Annotated in this window: 11 protein-coding genes; 9 read left to right on the plus strand and 2 right to left on the minus strand. The window is 67.9% G+C overall.

Going from position 1 to position 15,448, the window contains the following annotated elements; all coding sequences use genetic code 11:
• Positions 1-63: 63 nt before the first annotated feature.
• Positions 64-1,635: a S9 family peptidase gene (locus tag D0T21_RS26545; RefSeq protein WP_116992699.1), complete on the plus strand. Its 1,572-nt coding sequence runs from the start codon at positions 64-66 to the stop codon at positions 1,633-1,635.
• A 4-nt stretch (positions 1,636-1,639) separates the two neighbouring features.
• Here the strand turns inward: D0T21_RS26545 and D0T21_RS26550 are convergent, their stop codons facing one another.
• Positions 1,640-2,365, minus strand: coding sequence for a hypothetical protein (locus D0T21_RS26550; RefSeq protein WP_116992698.1), 726 nt, complete (start codon positions 2,363-2,365; stop codon positions 1,640-1,642).
• Positions 2,366-2,534: 169 nt separating this feature from the next.
• Here D0T21_RS26550 and D0T21_RS26555 point away from each other — a divergent pair, with 169 nt between their 5' ends.
• The 4 genes from D0T21_RS26555 (at position 2,535) to D0T21_RS32770 (ending at position 7,382) form a co-directional block, all read left to right on the plus strand.
• The gene (locus tag D0T21_RS26555) at positions 2,535-3,794 is read left to right on the plus strand and encodes a sensor histidine kinase (RefSeq protein ID WP_116992697.1); all 1,260 of its coding nucleotides are present in this window, start codon (positions 2,535-2,537) and stop codon (positions 3,792-3,794) included.
• A complete protein-coding gene (locus D0T21_RS26560; protein WP_116992696.1) occupies positions 3,791-4,435 on the plus strand; it encodes a response regulator transcription factor in 645 nt (214 codons plus the stop codon). The genes D0T21_RS26555 and D0T21_RS26560 overlap by 4 nt, the downstream gene beginning before the upstream one ends.
• A complete protein-coding gene (locus D0T21_RS26565; protein ID WP_116992695.1) occupies positions 4,435-5,199 on the plus strand; it encodes a MipA/OmpV family protein in 765 nt (254 codons plus the stop codon). Before D0T21_RS26560 ends, D0T21_RS26565 begins: the two co-directional genes overlap by 1 nt.
• A gap of 89 nt (positions 5,200-5,288) precedes the next feature.
• Positions 5,289-7,382: a DUF6600 domain-containing protein gene (locus D0T21_RS32770; protein WP_116992694.1), complete on the plus strand. Its 2,094-nt coding sequence runs from the start codon at positions 5,289-5,291 to the stop codon at positions 7,380-7,382.
• 24 nt (positions 7,383-7,406) lie between these two features.
• Here the strand turns inward: D0T21_RS32770 and D0T21_RS26575 are convergent, their stop codons facing one another.
• The gene (locus D0T21_RS26575; protein ID WP_116992824.1) at positions 7,407-8,150 is read right to left on the minus strand and encodes an ABC transporter substrate-binding protein; all 744 of its coding nucleotides are present in this window, start codon (positions 8,148-8,150) and stop codon (positions 7,407-7,409) included.
• Between the two features lie 185 nt (positions 8,151-8,335).
• Here D0T21_RS26575 and D0T21_RS26580 point away from each other — a divergent pair, with 185 nt between their 5' ends.
• From D0T21_RS26580 to D0T21_RS26595, 4 genes are all read left to right on the plus strand, one after another.
• Positions 8,336-10,351 carry a hybrid sensor histidine kinase/response regulator gene (locus tag D0T21_RS26580; protein ID WP_158568055.1) on the plus strand — a complete coding sequence of 672 codons (2,016 nt, stop codon included), beginning with the start codon at positions 8,336-8,338 and terminating at the stop codon, positions 10,349-10,351.
• Between the two features lie 43 nt (positions 10,352-10,394).
• On the plus strand, positions 10,395-10,955 hold the full coding sequence (gene pnuC, locus D0T21_RS26585; protein ID WP_116992823.1) for a nicotinamide riboside transporter PnuC: 561 nt from the start codon (positions 10,395-10,397) through the stop codon (positions 10,953-10,955).
• Between the two features lie 292 nt (positions 10,956-11,247).
• Positions 11,248-13,803, plus strand: a complete 2,556-nt coding sequence (locus tag D0T21_RS26590; RefSeq protein ID WP_116992692.1) for a TonB-dependent receptor — start codon at positions 11,248-11,250, stop codon at positions 13,801-13,803.
• A gap of 86 nt (positions 13,804-13,889) precedes the next feature.
• On the plus strand, positions 13,890-15,437 hold the full coding sequence (locus D0T21_RS26595; RefSeq protein WP_116992691.1) for a methyl-accepting chemotaxis protein: 1,548 nt from the start codon (positions 13,890-13,892) through the stop codon (positions 15,435-15,437).
• Positions 15,438-15,448 lie beyond the last annotated feature (11 nt).

Below are 15,448 nucleotides of genomic sequence, written 5' to 3' on the forward strand. Positions count from 1 at the left end.
CCATGAGTGCGTCTCCAGAATGCAGGCTGGTTCAACCACGAACCGCCTCATTCAGGAGACTCCATGGACAAGACATACAGTACCCTCGCCGTCGCGGCGCTACTCGCGGCGCTAGCCGGCTGCGGTAGCGGCGGCGGCACACCGGCAGCGGCAACCCCGACCCCGACCCCCGACGTGCCGACGCCGCCCACCGGCGTGGCCGACACGTCCGGCGCGCGCGGCGCCTTGCTGTTCAATCCACCGCCGTTGGCGCAGTCGCTCGATCCGGCCGGCATGGTGCAGGCGCTGGGCCGGCTCGGCACCGTCGGCAAGCAGATCCTGACCGCCGCCGGCCAGCCCAAGTGCAGCATCGATTTCCATCAGTTCGAATACAGCACCGTCGGCGCGGCCGGCGAAACCACCATCGCGTCCGGTTCGCTGATGGCGCCCAACGGCAGCGACCCGGCCTGCAGCGGCAAGCGTCCGGTGCTGATGTACGGCCACGGCAGCTCGCCGCTGCGCAATATCCGCATGGGCGTGCTGACGCCCGGCGCGCCGTACGCCGAAACCAGCGCCGCTGCCGCCGCGCTGTACGCGGCCCAGGGCTACATCGTGATCATGCCCAACTACGCCGGCTACGACACCTCGACCCTGAGCTACCATCCGCACCACGTGGCGGACCAGCAGTCCAAGGACATGATCGATGCGCTGACCGCCGCCCGCAAGGCCTTCGCCAAGCTGCCGCATCCGGTCAGCGAGAATGGCAAGCTGTTCCTGACCGGCTACTCCGAAGGCGGCTATGTGACGATGGCCACTCACCGCGCGATGCAGGCGGCAGGCATCAGCGTGACGGCCTCGGCCCCGATGAGCGGCAACTACGCCGAAAGCGTCAGCTATGAAGCCAGCCTCGGCTCGCCCGAGCTGTTGCGCGGGCTGAGCCAGATCGGCGCCGAATCGATGCTGGAATTCACGCTGCAGTTCACCGCCTGGCAAAAGGCCTACGGCAATCTGTACGCCGCTCCGAGCGAGCTGTATCAGCCAGCCTACGCGGCAACCATGGAGACGCTGGCGCCGACGCTGCTGCCGATCGATACGCTGATCGCCAATGGCAAGCTGCCGCCGCACCTGCTGGCGCGCGACATGCCGGGTTACGCCAGCCTGCCTGCGTCCGAACAAGCTTTTTACGGCACGCCTGAGCAGAGCCTGCTCAAGTCTTCTTACGTGACGGCGCTGCTCGACGATATCGTCAGCCATCCGTGCCCGGTGACGTCGGCCACGGCGCCGCTCGACTGCGCCCATGTGCATCCGATGCGCGCCGCCTGGTTCAAGAACGATTTGCGCACCTGGGTGCCGACCGTGCCGGTGCTGATGTGCGGCGGCAATGGCGATGACGAGGTGCCGTTCAATAACGCCACGCTGACGCAAGCCTATTTCAACGCCCACGGCATCGCCGCCAACCTGGTGACGGTGCTCGATGTCGATACGCCGGCGCTGCCCAACGATCCGTACGCCAGCGCCAAGGCGCTGTTCGCGGAAGCCAAGCGCATAGTGATCGCCGGCAACGGCAATCCGTCCGATCCGAGTAACTACCACGGCTACATGGCCTTCGCCGGCTGCAACGTGGCGGCGCGCGATTTCTTCAAGGCGTACCAGTGATGACTTAGTTGTACAAGGTGCCGATGGCCAGCGGCGGGGTCAGGGTCAGGATCTTGCCCTGCTGCGGCCAGTCGGCGTAGCGGTACAGCGCCACCTTGTAGATGCCCATCGAGTTGCCTTCGAACGGATGGGCGTCGACCAGCGGCAGGGCGCCGCCGGGGCCGTCGGTCTGGATGCGCACCTCCGGCGCGGCGCCGGCCGGATAGACGAATTTGATGCCCAGGCATTGCTTGCCGCTGAGGCGCATGCGGTAGCCCGATTCGCGCTGTGCGCCGATCAGCTGCTCGCAGGCGGCGCGCAGCTCGGCCAGGTCGTAGACGCCGTCGGCGTGCTCGCGGATCGAGTAGCGGCCGCTGAAGTAGTAGCTGCCTTTCTGCCGGTTCAGGCGCAGCACGGCGTCGTCCTGGTAGGCTTGCTTGAGCATGGGCAGCTCGGCGCGGCCGATGGCGTCGACCGCGATGGTGGTGTCGGTTTTTTCGCCCACCAGGTGCAGGCTCAGGCCGTCGAGCGGGGTGGCCGGGTCGAGCGGGCGGATCTGCATGTGGGCCTGGATCAGCGGCCGGCTGCGGGTGTAGTAGGCGAAGAAGGCGGCCGCCTTGTAGGCGTGGCGGTAGCTGTTCCATTCCGAATCGCGCTCGGCGCTGATGACCACTTTCGGATCGTCGCCGGCGCCTCCGGCGATGGCGGCCAGCGGCAGCAGGGCGGCAATCCATAACGGCAGTGTTTTCATCGGCGGGCGCGGACGCGAGTTCAGGGATTGCAGATTCTAGGTCAAAGCGCGGCCGTGCGCTCATCCGCGAAGGCCTGCGCGTGGGGGAAATGCCACATGACTTCCAGCACTGTTGTTGCCCGGTGGCCTCGCGTATCATGGCCCGACTCATGCTCCAGCCAGGAACCCCATGTTGCATCGCTTCAAGAACAATCTCATCGGCATCATCGGCCTGCTGGGCTGCCTGGTCGGCGGCGCGCTCGACACCACCCATTTCCGCCTCAGCGGCATCAAGCTCGATGCGCCGCTGGGCCAGCTTGCGCTGTGGTGCGCCAGCTGGTTCACGCCGGCGCCGTCGGCGATCCGCGCCGGCACCGACCGCGACGAACTGACCGTGCTGCTGTTCCTGATCGCCTACGTGGCGCTGATGGTGCTGTTCGGATTGCTGTTCTGGCTGCGCACCAGCGGCAGCGCAGCCGCCGCGCGGCGGCCGGCCTGGCAGGGCCGGGCGATGCTGGCGGCGCAAATGGCGATCGCGCTCAGTTATCCGCATTCATTGCTGTACCTCGTGGCCGCCGAGCTGGGCCTGGTGCTGGCGCTGCGCAGCGGCCTGCGCTGGCTGGCGCTGCAAGCGCTGCTGCTGGTGCTGCTGGTGCTGGCGCCGTTGCCCGGCAGCGAATACACCAGCAGCGACGGCTGGGTGCGCGAAGTGCTGCTGGACCTGGGCACGATGACGCTGTGGCAGTGCATCGCCTTCGGCATTGGCCACATGGCGGCGATTGAACGGCGCGGCCGCATCGAACTGGCGGCCGCCAACGGCGAGCTGCGCGCCACCCAGCTGCTGCTGGCCGACACGGTGCGCTCGGCCGAGCGGCTGCGCATCGCGCGCGACCTGCACGACATCGTCGGCCACCACCTGACCGCGCTCAACCTGCACCTGGACTTGTCGCTGCGCCAGTCGGGCGCGGCCGCGCCGCCGGCGCTGGCCACCGCGCGCGAGCTGGCGCAGGGCTTGCTGGCGGAGGTCAGGGTGGTGGTCGGCAGCGAGCGCGGCACGCAGCGCATCGATTTGCGCGAGGCGCTGGCGGCCCTGTGCGCCGGGATTCCGCAGCCGCGCATCGCGCTGCGCTTCGCGCCGGAGCTGGAGATCGCCTCGCCGGCCGTGGCCCACACGCTGTTCTGCTGCGTGCAGGAGGCGATCAGCAACGCCGTGCGGCACGCCGCCGCCGGCCAGCTGGACATCGAACTGGCGCGCGCGGACGACGGCGTGTCGGTGCTGCTGCGCATCGAGGACGACGGCGCCGGCAGCCGCGCGACCGAAGAGGGCAACGGCTTGCGCGGCATGCGCGAGCGGCTGGCGCTGCTGGGCGGCGAGCTCAAGGCCGGCAACCGGCCGCGGCGCGGCTTCGGCATGGAAATCGTGCTGCCGGCCGGCGCGGGGGCGGCATGACGGCGATCATCCGCGTGATGCTGGTGGACGACCAGACGCTGGTGCGCAGCGGCATCTGCGGCCTGCTGGCGCTGACGCCCGACATCCGCGTGGTGGCCGAGGCGGCCGACGGCGCCGGCGCGCTGGCGCTGGCCATGGCGGCCAAGCCGGACGTGCTGCTGCTCGACATCCGCATGCCGCAGCTGTCGGGCATCGCGCTGTTGCAGCAGTCGGCCGCGTTGCTGCCGCCGACCATCCTGCTGACCACCTTCGACGACGATGAGGCGCTGCTGGATGGCATGCGCGCCGGCGCCCGGGGCTTCCTGCTCAAGGACATCTCGCTGGAGCGGCTGGCCGACGGCATCCGCGCGGTGGCGGCGGGCGCCACGGTGTTCCGGCCGGCGCTGACCGAACGCACCCGCAGCGCCTACGAAAGCAGTGCCGGCGTGATGCCGCCGCACGACGCCGGCGAACGCCTGACCGCGCGCGAAACCGAAGTGCTGGCGCTGATGGCGGCCGGCTTCAACAACGGCGAGATCGCCAGCGCGCTGGGGCCGAGCGAGGGCACGATCAAGAATCATGTGTCGAGCATCCTGGCCAAGCTGGGCGTGCGCGACCGGGTGCGCGCGGTGTTGCGCGGACTGGAACTGGGACATATCTGATGGCGAGAAATTTTTTTCTGGCGCTGCTGGTGTGCGGCGCGGCGCAGGCGGGCCCGACCCGCATGATGATGCCGGAGGATACGCAGGACATCTATTTCGGCCTGGCGCTGAACGACCTGGTGCATGACAAGAGCGGCGACCGTACCACCACCGCCTTGCCGACGCTGTGGGTGCAGTGGAGCAGCGGCGCCTTCCTCGACCTGAACAGCGAGGACGGCCTGGGACTGGGCTGGCACCTGTCGGACGATCCGGCCTTTGAATACGGCCCGCAGCTGCGCTTCAGTTCCAGGGAGCAGCGCAGCGACACGCCGGGCCAGCGCGGCGGCCTGGCCACCGAGGCCGGCCTGTTCCTCACCTATCGCGTGGAGCACAACATCAGCGCCGGCGCGAACGCCATGGCCAGCAGCGGTAGCAGCGGCCTGGGCCTGAGGGCGCATCTGTGGACCGAAGCGTCCACGCCGGTGGCGGCGCACCATACGCTGTCGCTGGGCGCTGGCGTGCTGCTGGCCAACCAGCGCTATTTGCAGGAATATTTCGGCGTGACCGCGCAGCAGGCCGCGGTCGAGGCCAACGCCTTGTATGCGCCGCGCCAGGGTGTGTTGAGCATGTATCTGCAACCGTCCTGGACGTGGCAGCTTGGGAACAAGTACACGCTGGACACCTGGCTGCGCGTGAGCCGGCTGGGCGGGCAGGCCGCGGCCAGTCCGCTGGTGGGGCAGCGCAACCGGGCCATCGTCAGCACTGCGTTGACTTACCATTACTGACACCGCGTTGTTGCGGGCGTGCGGCAACGAACAGTAGGGACCGCGCCGATCGGCTATGTTGGACTCACGTTTATTTTTAGAGTCCCATCATGGCAATCCGATTCCGATTCTTGCTGGCGCTGGGTGGCGCCGCCTGCTTGTGCAGCGCCGCCGCGCTGGCCGACCCGCCGGCGCGCGTGGCGCGCCTGGCCTATGTGAACGGCGCAGTGAGTTACGCCGCCGCCGGCGTGGATGACTGGCAGACGGCAGGCATCAATCGTCCGCTGGTGGCGGGCGACCGACTGTGGACCACGGCCGGCGCGCGCGATGAGCTGCGGGCCGGCCCGGCCGCCGTGCGCATGGATAGCGAGACGCTGGTCACGCTGCTCAACGCCAACGACACTACGACCCAGCTGCAACTGTCGCAAGGACGCCTGAATTTGCGCGTGCGCCAGCTGCGTCCCGATGAAGTGCTGGAGGTCGACACGCCCAACCTGGCGTTCAGCATCCGCAAGCCGGGCCACTACCGTATCCAGGTGGACGCCTCCGGCAACGCCACCCAGGTCGCCGTGATCGACGGCCAGGGCGAGGCCTACGGCGACAACACTTCCTACCTGGTCGATCCCGGACAAGCCTATCGCTTCACCGGTACCGGCTTGCAGGATTTCAGCGTCGGCCAGTTGCCGCCGGCCGATGATTTCGACCAGTGGTCGGCGCAGCGCGATCGCCGCCTGGAGCATCCGGCTGCGGCGCGCTATGTGTCGAGCGATGTGGTGGGTTACGAGGACCTGGACGACAACGGCAACTGGCGCGACGTGCCGGGCTACGGCAATGTGTGGATGCCGGCCCGTGTGGCGCCGGACTGGGCGCCGTATCGCGATGGCCACTGGTCCTGGGTCGAACCCTGGGGCTGGACCTGGGTTGACGATGCGCCTTGGGGCTTCGCGGTGACGCACTACGGCCGCTGGGCGCAAACGCCGGTCGGCTGGGGTTGGGTACCGGGGCCGGTGGTGCAGCGGCCGGTATATGCGCCGGCGCTGGTGGTGTTCGTGGGCGCGGCGACCTTGCTGCTGGGCGACCGGCCGGACCATCATGGCGTGGCCTGGTTCCCGTTGGGGCCGCGCGAGGTGTACCGGCCGTCGTACCGGGCCAGCCCGACTTATGTCACCAACATCAATACCAGCAATACGGTGGTCAACAAGACGCAGATCACCAACGTCTACAACAACGTCAACATCACCAATGTGCGCTATGTGAACCGGCAGGCCGTGACGGCGATGCCGGCCACGGCGTTCGCCCAGGCGCAGCCGGTGCGCCAGAATGCGGTGCGGGTGTCGCCGCAGGCCTTGGCCGCCGCGCCGCTGGCGGTTGCGGCGGCGGTGCGGCCCATGCCTGCGCCGCCGCATGGCGGAGCTGGGGGCGCGCGTCCGGCTCCGGCCGTTCTGGCGCGGCCGGTGGTGGCGAAGACTGCACCGGCCGTGGTTGCACCGCCGCCGGTGGCGCACGCTGGAACGCCTGCGCCGGGCGCCGCCCAGGCGGCCGCCAATATCCGCATGGCGCGGGCGGAACGGCCGAAGACGGCCGTGCCCGCGGCGCCCGCGGTACCCGCCACGCCGCCGCAACTGGCACAGAAGGGCGGGGCACATGGCGCGCAGCCTCCCGCACCGGTCACGCCGGCCTTGCCGCTGACGGCGCAACATCCGAAGCAGGCGGAGATACCGCCGCAGGCAGCTTTGCATCCGCAGCCGGCGCCGCGTCCGCAGCCGGCGGAATCGCACCCGCAGCCTGAATCGCATCCGGCGCCGCGTCCGCTGCCGGAAGCGCATCCGCAGACGGCGCTGCACACGCAGCCGGAATCGCGTCCGCCGCCTGTGCCGCTCCCGCAGCCGGAATCGCATCCGCAGCCCGTGCCGGTGCCGTACCAGCAAGTGGCGGCGCATCCTCCGCCGGCGCCGCATCCACAAGCTGAAGCCCATCCACAGCCGGCGCCGCATCCACCAGCGGAAGCGCGTCCGCCAGTGGCGCAGCATCCGCCACCGGCGCCACATCCTCCTGCTGCGCCCAAAGCGCCGCCGCAAGAACAGGCGCACGTGTCACCGCATCCTCCGGCTGCCCAACCCGAGGCTCATCCCCACCCCGAGGCGCCGCCGCATCGCGTGGCCGAGCGAAACAAGGATACGAAGCATGAGCCCCAGCACGAATAGCCTGCCGCCGCGCGGCGGGGATGGCTACGAAACGCCGTAGCGGCTGCGGATTTCCGCCAGCACGCCTTGCTTCTCCAGCCGCTGGATGGCGGCGTTGAGCAGGTCGAGATCGGCCTGGGTAGTGCTGTTTTTGTTGAGCATCAGATGCACCGGCGCCCGCAGCACGGTGAACGGCAGCTGCGCGATGGAGATGCCCTGTTCTTTGGCTTCGTGCCGCAGGGCGGCGGTGTCGCCGAGGATCAGGTCGGCGCGTCCGGCGTCCAGCATGCGCAGGCCTTGCGCGAAGTTGAGGAAGGTGCTCAGCTGACCGGCCTGCTGCAACTGCGGCTGCACGCGCGCATAGGCCGCGCCGTACCAGCCCACCTTGGGCGCCAGTAGCGCCACTTTTTTTCCGGCCAGCGCGTCGACGCTGCGCATGTTCTGGTAGCGCGGCAGGTTGGCGGCGCGGGTGAAGATGCTCACCGATTCAAAACGGTAGGCCAGGCTGAAGCGCGCATACTTGCGCCGCTCGGCGGTGTCGGAGGCGGCCAGCAGCAGGTCCAGCCCGCCCAGCTCGAACTGGCGCTGGCGGCGCGCGGTCGGCAGTTCGGGCAGCAGTTGCAGCGCGCAGCCGGCCTCTTTGAAGATGGCCTGCGCCAGTTCCAGGTCCAGCCCGGATGGCGGGCCGTCGGGCTTGGAATACACATAGGGCGGCCATTGCTCCAGCGCCATTTTCATCTGGCATGGCGCAGCCAGCGCCGGCAACGCGGACGCGTAAATGAACGCCATGACGTAACCGACGCAACCCGCTTGCATGGCGCAACCCTTTCTTCTCCGATGGCTACAATTTGCCAGATGTGGCGGGAATGTCAAGGACATCGCCGTGCCGGCAAGCAATTCCGGCAACGTTGCGCTATTGTGCGCCCCCGTATGGCACAGTTGCTACACTCTGGTTTTCTGCCTCTGGAAACCCTATGCCGGCGCAATCGTCCTCCGCCCTGTCCACCGTCATGTGCGAACCCGTCTGGCGCTTTATCGGCGCCGGAACGCCCATGCGCGACATGGTGCGGCGCCACGCGTGGGAGCACACACCGCTGGGAGCGGTCGCGGAATGGCCGGCCTCGCTGCGCACCGCGGCCGGCCTGGTCATGCACTCGGTGCATCCGATGTTCCTGTGGTGGGGCGAGCAACTGGTGCAGATCTACAACGACGCCTACCTGCCTTGCTTTGGCGAGGGCAAGCATCCGGCTGCGCTGGGGCAGGCCGGGCGTGATTGCTGGCCGGAAATCTGGCCCATCATCGGTCCGCAGATCGACAGCGTGCGCAACGGCGGCGAGCCGCAGTGGTATGCCGACAACCTGGTGCCGATCTGGCGCAACGGCCGCATCGAGGATGTCTACTGGAGCTATACCTACACCCCGGTGTTCGATGAGGCCGACCAGGTGGGCGGCGTGCTGGTGGTGTGCACCGAGACCACCGCCCAGGTGCTGGCCGAACGGCGTCGCCACGCGCTGGACCTGCTGGCGCGCAGCCTGCTGAACTGCCGCGACGAAGCGCAGGTGCAGGGCGCGCTGGCCGATTGCGTGGCCGCCAATCCGGGCGACCTGCTCGGCGCCGGCCTGCGGCGCGGCGCGGCTGCCGAAGCCACCGAGGCGGAGGCCGGCGTGGTGGTCATCCACGGCGCCGAACTGCAACTGTGCGACGACCTGACGTTGGTGTTCCAGGTGTCGCCGCGGCTGCCGCTGGACCAGCCCTACCGCCAGTTCCTGGAGCAGATCACCGCCGCCGTGTGCGCCACGCTGAGCCGGATCGAGAGCGACCGCGCGCTGGCGCTGGCGATGGCCGAAAGCGAACGCCTGAATGTCGATCTCAACCTGTCGGCGCGCATCAAGGACGAGTTCCTGGCCATGCTGGGACATGAGTTGCGCAATCCGCTGGCGCCCATCGTCACCGCGCTCAAGCTGATGAAGCTGCGCGGCGCCGACACCGGCCACGAGCAGGCCGTGATCCAGCGCCAGGTCGACCACCTGGTGCGGCTGGTCGACGACTTGCTCGACGTCTCGCGCATCGCCAGCGGCAAGGTCGAGCTGCGCAAGGAAACCGTGCAGCTGTCGGACGTGCTCTACAAGGCGATCGACATGGCCAGCCCGCTGCTGGAGCAAAAGCGGCACCGCCTGCTGGTCGAGGTGTCGAGCGTGCGCTGGCATGGCGATCCGGCGCGGCTGGCGCAGGTGGTGTCCAACCTGCTCAACAACGCGGCGCGCTACACGCCGGCCGGCGGCCACATCACGCTGAGCACGCGGCTGCAGCAGCAGACCATCCAGATCCAGGTCAAGGACGACGGCTGCGGCATCGCGCCGGCCTTGCTGCCGCATATCTTCGACCTGTTCGTGCAGGGCAACCGCCAGCTGGACCGCGCCAAGGGCGGGCTGGGCGTCGGGCTGGCGCTGGTGCGCAACCTGGTGCAGATGCACGGCGGCGAGGTCAGCGCCGCCAGCGCCGGCGAGGGTTGCGGCAGCACGTTCACCATCACGCTGCCGGATGGGCTGGCGGAGGGCGCGCCGGAGCCTTCGCCTGCCTCGGCTTCGTCCTCGGTCTCGGCCGCGCCGCCACAGGCCGCCGCCGCCATCGGCGCCAGCGTGCTGGTGGTGGACGACAACCGCGACGCCGCCGATGCGCTGGTCGAACTGCTGGGCGTGCTGGGCTACAGCGCCGTCGCGGCCTACGATCCGGTCGAGGCCATCGCCGCCGCCGCCGGCGCCATGCCGCAGGTGGCCATCCTCGACATCGGCCTGCCCGGCATGGACGGCTACGAACTGGCCGGCCATCTGCGCCGGCTGCCCGGCGGCGCGCAGCTGAAACTGCTGGCGCTGTCCGGCTACGGCCAGGAGGGCGACAAGGCGCGCAGCAAGGAGGCCGGTTTCGCGGTCCACCTGGTCAAGCCGATCGAGATCGCCGTCCTGCAAGCCGTGTTACAGTTGGAGCAGTAGCGGCCCGCCGCAATCAAAACTGTATGCTGGATTGGAACTCCTGTTGATCGCTCCCCTGGAAATCGCCGCCAACGTCGTCATGACGGTCTCCATCGTCCTGGCCGGACGCAACAACGTGCATTCGTGGTGGCTGGGCGTGGTCGGCTGCGCGATGTTTGCCGCGCTGTTCTACAGCGTCAAGCTGTACGCCGACGTTGCGCTGCAACTGTTCTTCATCGTCACCTGTTTCATCGGCTGGCTGCGCTGGGTGCGCGGCGACAGCGGCAGCGCGCTGTCGATCACCCGCGTCCGGCCGGCCGCGCTGGGCTGGATGGTCGGCGTCGGCATCGCCGCCACCGTCGCCTATGGCCTGATGCTGCAAGCCTATACCAACGCCTACGCACCCTTCATCGATTCGGCGGTGCTGATGTTCAGCATCGTGGCGCAGTTGCTGCTGATGGGGCGGCGTCTCGACACCTGGCCATTCTGGCTGCTGGTCAACACCATCTCGGTGCCGCTGTACGCCAGCCGCGGCCTGCACCTGACCGCCTTGCTGTACGCTGCGTACTGGATCAACGCGCTGGTGTCCTGGTTCTTCTGGCAGCGCAAGATGGCCGCGCTTTAGATCGGCTTTAGATTCAATCGACATATACAAGTAGGATTTAATTCGTTCCCTTCAGCAACGACGGCCTTTATAGTGCAGGCTCTCCAGTCTCACCGGCCTGTTGCCATGCATCGTATTAACGTCATCACCTTAGCCTCAAACCGTCACGTCCTGTACATGCTCTGCATGGCGCAGTGCATGTGCCGCGTCTTGTAATCCCGCCGCACCACCCCCGTAGTCCCACGACGTCCATCGTTCCGGCCCACCAGGCCGGAGGCGCCCGTACGTCCCTGAAACCCCAACAAGAGGAATCATGTTTAAACCACTCAGCATCACCCTGGCGCTGGCCGCCGCCTTCCCGCAATTCGTCCACGCGGAAGAGGCCGAACTGGCGCGCGTCGTCGTCACCGGTTCGAATATCCGCGTCACCGAAAAAGAGGGCGCCGCCGCGGTGCAGGTCATCAGCGCCAAGGACATCGCCGCCAGCGGCAAGACCAGCATCGCCGACGTCATCCGAGCGATCGCGGCCAACAGCGGCAACAGCTACAACGAACAGTACACCGGCAGCTTCTCGGCCGGCACGGCCGGCGTCTCGCTGCGCGGCCTGGGGCAGAAGAACACGCTGGTGCTGGTCAACGGCAAGCGCGTCAGCCCGTATGCGACGGCGCAGGATTTGCAGGAAGTGTTTGTCGACCTGAACAGCCTGCCGATGGCGGCGGTGCAGCGCATCGAAGTGCTCAAGGATGGCGCCTCGTCGATCTACGGCTCGGACGCGGTGGCCGGCGTGGTCAACATCGTGCTGTACCAGGAATTCAAGGGCACCGAAGTGACGGTGGAGGGCGGCGCGTCGACCCAGGGCACGGGCCAGACCGACAAGCGCGCGGCGCTGCAGACGGGCGTGGGCTCACTGGCGGAGAACGGCTACAGCCTGGTGTTCGCGCTCGACGCGCAGCAGCGCAGCAAGCTGCAACAGACCGACGTCGACTGGATGCGCGGCAGCGATTTCCGCGACCAGCCGAACGGCAGCCTGGCCTGGGCGCCGACCAACTACTACGGCAGCGATGCGACCAAATTGCTGGGCGGCGTGCAAGGCCCCTTGCAGTTGCGGCCTTACGGCGCCATCACCGAGGGCAAGCAGGGCCAGGTGCTGGCCTACAATCCGGCCGAATACAAGACGCTGATCCCGGCGGTGCAGCGCCTGCATGCCTCGTTGCGCGGCACCGTGCAGCTGACGCCGGCGCTGGCGGCCTATGCCGACCTGCTGTACAGCTATTCGCGTGCCGACCAGACCTTCGGCGCGCCGCTGACCGTCAGCAGCAGCCTGCGCGCCTGGAACAACCAGAGCAAGAAGCTCGACACGATAGGCGCGACCCTGCCGGTCGGCCATCCGAACAATCCGGGCACGACGCCCTTGCCGTTCGTCGCCACGCTGTTCGACCTGGGCCCGCGCCTGAAGGCCGACAAGGTGGACTTCTACCGCGCGCTGGGCGGCGTCAAGGGCCAGGTGGCGGGTTGGGAAGTCGATGCTTCGCTGGGCCGCTCGGCCAGCACGCTGGAGGAGACGGTGCAGAACTTCGTCAATCGCTACGAGTTTGAAAAAGTGCTGGCCGACGGCAGCTACAACTTCGCCGACCAGGGCAAGAACAGCGAAGCGGTGCGCAACCGCCTGCGCCTGTCGACGCTGCGTCCGGCGCAGTCCAGGCTGACCACGCTGGACGTCTCCGCCGCGCGCGAGCTGCTGGACTTGCCGGCCGGCCCGCTGGGATTTGCGCTGGGCGGCCAGTGGCGCCGCGAGGAAATGAATTCGAACACGTCGAGCGCCGTGCTGTCGGGCACCGAGCTGCGCCCGGCCATCAACATCATCGATGGCCAGCGCGATATCTCGGCGCTGTTCGCCGAGCTGAACGCGCCGCTGGCGAAGGACGTCAGCCTGAACCTGGCGGGCCGCGCCGATCATTACAGCGACTTCGGCAACGCCTTCTCGCCCAAGGCCAGCCTGCGCTACCAGGCGGCGCGCTGGCTGCTGTTGCGCGGCACCGTGTCGCGCGGCTTCCGCGCGCCGTCGCTGCCGGAGATCACCAACAGCAATTCGGTCAGCTACGGCGCGGTGGTCGACCCGCGCGACCCGATCGCGCCCAAGCAGGCGCGCGGCGTGACCAATGTGACCACCGCCAACGCCGGCCTGCGGCCCGAGCGTTCGGACAACGTCAACCTGGGCTTCGTCATCGCCCCGAGCAGCACCAGCAGCATCGGCATCGACTACTACCGCATCAAGACGCGCGGCGTGATCGGCACCGACAGCGCCGACACCATCATCGCCGCCAACCGGCCGGGCCAGGTGGTGCGCGACGCCGACGGCCGCATCAGCACCTTGTATCTGCAATACAGCAACCAGGGCGACCGCGTCACCTCCGGCATCGACCTCGACCTGCGCCAGAGCTGGACCGGCGCGGCCTTCGGCAAGCTGGCGTTGAACGCGCAGCTGAGCCGGGTGTTCCGCTACGCCGCGCCGCTGTCGGAAGGCGAGCCGCTGACCAATGGCGCCGGCAATAACTACTTCGGTTCCCTGCCGGCCTGGCGCGGCGTGACGACCGGCACTTGGGACATCGCCAGCTGGAGCAGCACGCTGACCTGGAATTATGTCGACGGCTACGACCAGACCACGCGCGCCGGCGAGCGGGTGGCGCCGCAAAGCACGTTCGACCTGAGCGTGTCCCGCAAGTTGAGTATGGCCACCACGCTGACCTTGGCGGTGCAAAACCTGGCGGACAAGCGGCCGTCCTGGGATTCGTCGACCGCCTTCTTCGACTTCACCCAGGCCGATCCGCGTGGCCGCTTTGCCTCGCTCAAGCTCAACACCAAGTTCTAAGCCGTCTTGCATGCAATGAAAGGGTGACTTTCACGGTCACCCGTTCTATCATGATATTTCCATAAGGAATTGCCAGAGGAGATACCATGCAATGGTTTTACGACTTAAGAATCGGCAAAAAGCTGATCGTCGCGTTCGGCGTGGTGATTGCGTTGACGTGCGGCCTGGGCCTGTTCTCGCTCAGCCAGCTGTCCAAGGTGAACCAGTCGTCGACCGACATCGCCACCAACTGGATGCCGGCGGTGCGTTACCTGGGGCAGATGCAAGCCTCGCTGTCGCGCTACCGCATTTCCGAAGCCACCCATATCCTGCTGACCGAAGACGCCGAGATGAGCAGCACCGACAAGTCGATGGCGACCCGGCTGGAAACTTTGCGCAAACAGCAAGCCTCGTACGCGGCGCTGGTGTCGGAGCCGGAAGAGAAGCGCATCTACGCCGAGCTGCAGAAATCGCTGGACGACTACATGGCCAGCAGCAGCAAGCTGGCGGCGCTGTCGCGCGAAGGCAAGAAGGATGATGCGCGCGCGCTGTTCCGCGGCGGCTCCAACAAGCTGTTCCGCCAGGTGAATGAGCAGCTCGACGCGCTGGTCAAGATCAATGACGACGGCAGCGCCGCCGCCGACAAGTCGGCCACCGATACCTATTCGATGTCGCGCAAGATGATCCTCAGTACGCTGTTGCTGCTGATCGTGGTCAGCATGGTGCTGGCGACGGCGGTGGCGCGCATCGTCGCCGGGCCGCTGCAAGAGGCGGTGGGCATCGCCCAGCGCGTGGCCGAGGGCGACCTGACCGGCCACATCGTCAGCCAGAGCACCGATGAAACCGGCCAGCTGATGCATTCGCTCAAGGCCATGAACGACAGCCTGCTGCGGGTGGTGGGCGAGGTGCGCGGCGGGACCGACACCATCGCCACCGCCTCGGCGGAAATCGCCAGCGGCAACCTGGACCTGTCGGCCCGTACCGAGGGCCAGGCCAGCTCGCTGGAGGAAACCGCGTCGGCGATGGAAGAGCTGACCTCGACCGTCAAGCAGAACGCCGACAACGCGCGCCAGGCCAATCAGCTGGCGCAGTCGGCTTCCGGCACGGCGGCCGACGGCGGCAAGGTGGTGGGCGAGGTGATCGCCACCATGGACTCGATCAGCGCTTCGTCGCGCAAGATCGTCGACATCATTTCCGTGATCGACGGCATCGCCTTCCAGACCAATATCCTGGCGCTGAATGCGGCGGTGGAAGCGGCGCGCGCTGGCGAGCAGGGGCGCGGTTTCGCGGTGGTGGCGTCCGAGGTGCGCAACCTGGCCCAGCGCTCGGCGGCGGCGGCCAAGGAAATCAAGGGCCTGATCGACGATTCGGTGCAGCAGGTGGACAAGGGCACGGCGCTGGTGCAGCAGGCCGGCAGCACGATGGAGCAGGTGGTGGCCAGCGTGCGCCGCGTCAGCGATGTGGTGGCCGAGATTTCCGCCGCCAGCGGCGAGCAGAGCACCGGCATCGAGGAAGTCAACAAGGCCATCGTGCAGATGGACGAGGTGACGCAGCAGAACGCCGCGCTGGTCGAGCAGGCTGCTGCGGCGGCCGGTTCGCTGCAGGAGCAGGCCGCCAACCTGGCCGGCGTGGTGGCGGTGTTCCGCCTGCGCTGACGCGCCGCACT

Origin of the sequence: Duganella sp. BJB476 (assembly GCF_003416895.1) — a bacterium.
In the GTDB taxonomy this organism is placed as follows: domain Bacteria; phylum Pseudomonadota; class Gammaproteobacteria; order Burkholderiales; family Burkholderiaceae_D; genus Rugamonas.

Coding starts and splice junctions, on each gene's coding strand:
- D0T21_RS26555 (WP_116992697.1), top strand. CDS start 2,535: ATGTTGCATCGCTTCAAGAACAATCTCATCGGCATCATCGGCCTGCTG.
- D0T21_RS32770 (WP_116992694.1), top strand. CDS start 5,289: ATGGCAATCCGATTCCGATTCTTGCTGGCGCTGGGTGGCGCCGCCTGC.
- D0T21_RS26580 (WP_158568055.1), top strand. CDS start 8,336: ATGCCGGCGCAATCGTCCTCCGCCCTGTCCACCGTCATGTGCGAACCC.
- D0T21_RS26545 (WP_116992699.1), top strand. CDS start 64: ATGGACAAGACATACAGTACCCTCGCCGTCGCGGCGCTACTCGCGGCG.
- D0T21_RS26595 (WP_116992691.1), top strand. CDS start 13,890: ATGCAATGGTTTTACGACTTAAGAATCGGCAAAAAGCTGATCGTCGCG.
- D0T21_RS26575 (WP_116992824.1), bottom strand. CDS start 8,150: ATGGCGTTCATTTACGCGTCCGCGTTGCCGGCGCTGGCTGCGCCATGC.
- D0T21_RS26560 (WP_116992696.1), top strand. CDS start 3,791: ATGACGGCGATCATCCGCGTGATGCTGGTGGACGACCAGACGCTGGTG.
- D0T21_RS26550 (WP_116992698.1), bottom strand. CDS start 2,365: ATGAAAACACTGCCGTTATGGATTGCCGCCCTGCTGCCGCTGGCCGCC.
- D0T21_RS26590 (WP_116992692.1), top strand. CDS start 11,248: ATGTTTAAACCACTCAGCATCACCCTGGCGCTGGCCGCCGCCTTCCCG.
- D0T21_RS26565 (WP_116992695.1), top strand. CDS start 4,435: ATGGCGAGAAATTTTTTTCTGGCGCTGCTGGTGTGCGGCGCGGCGCAG.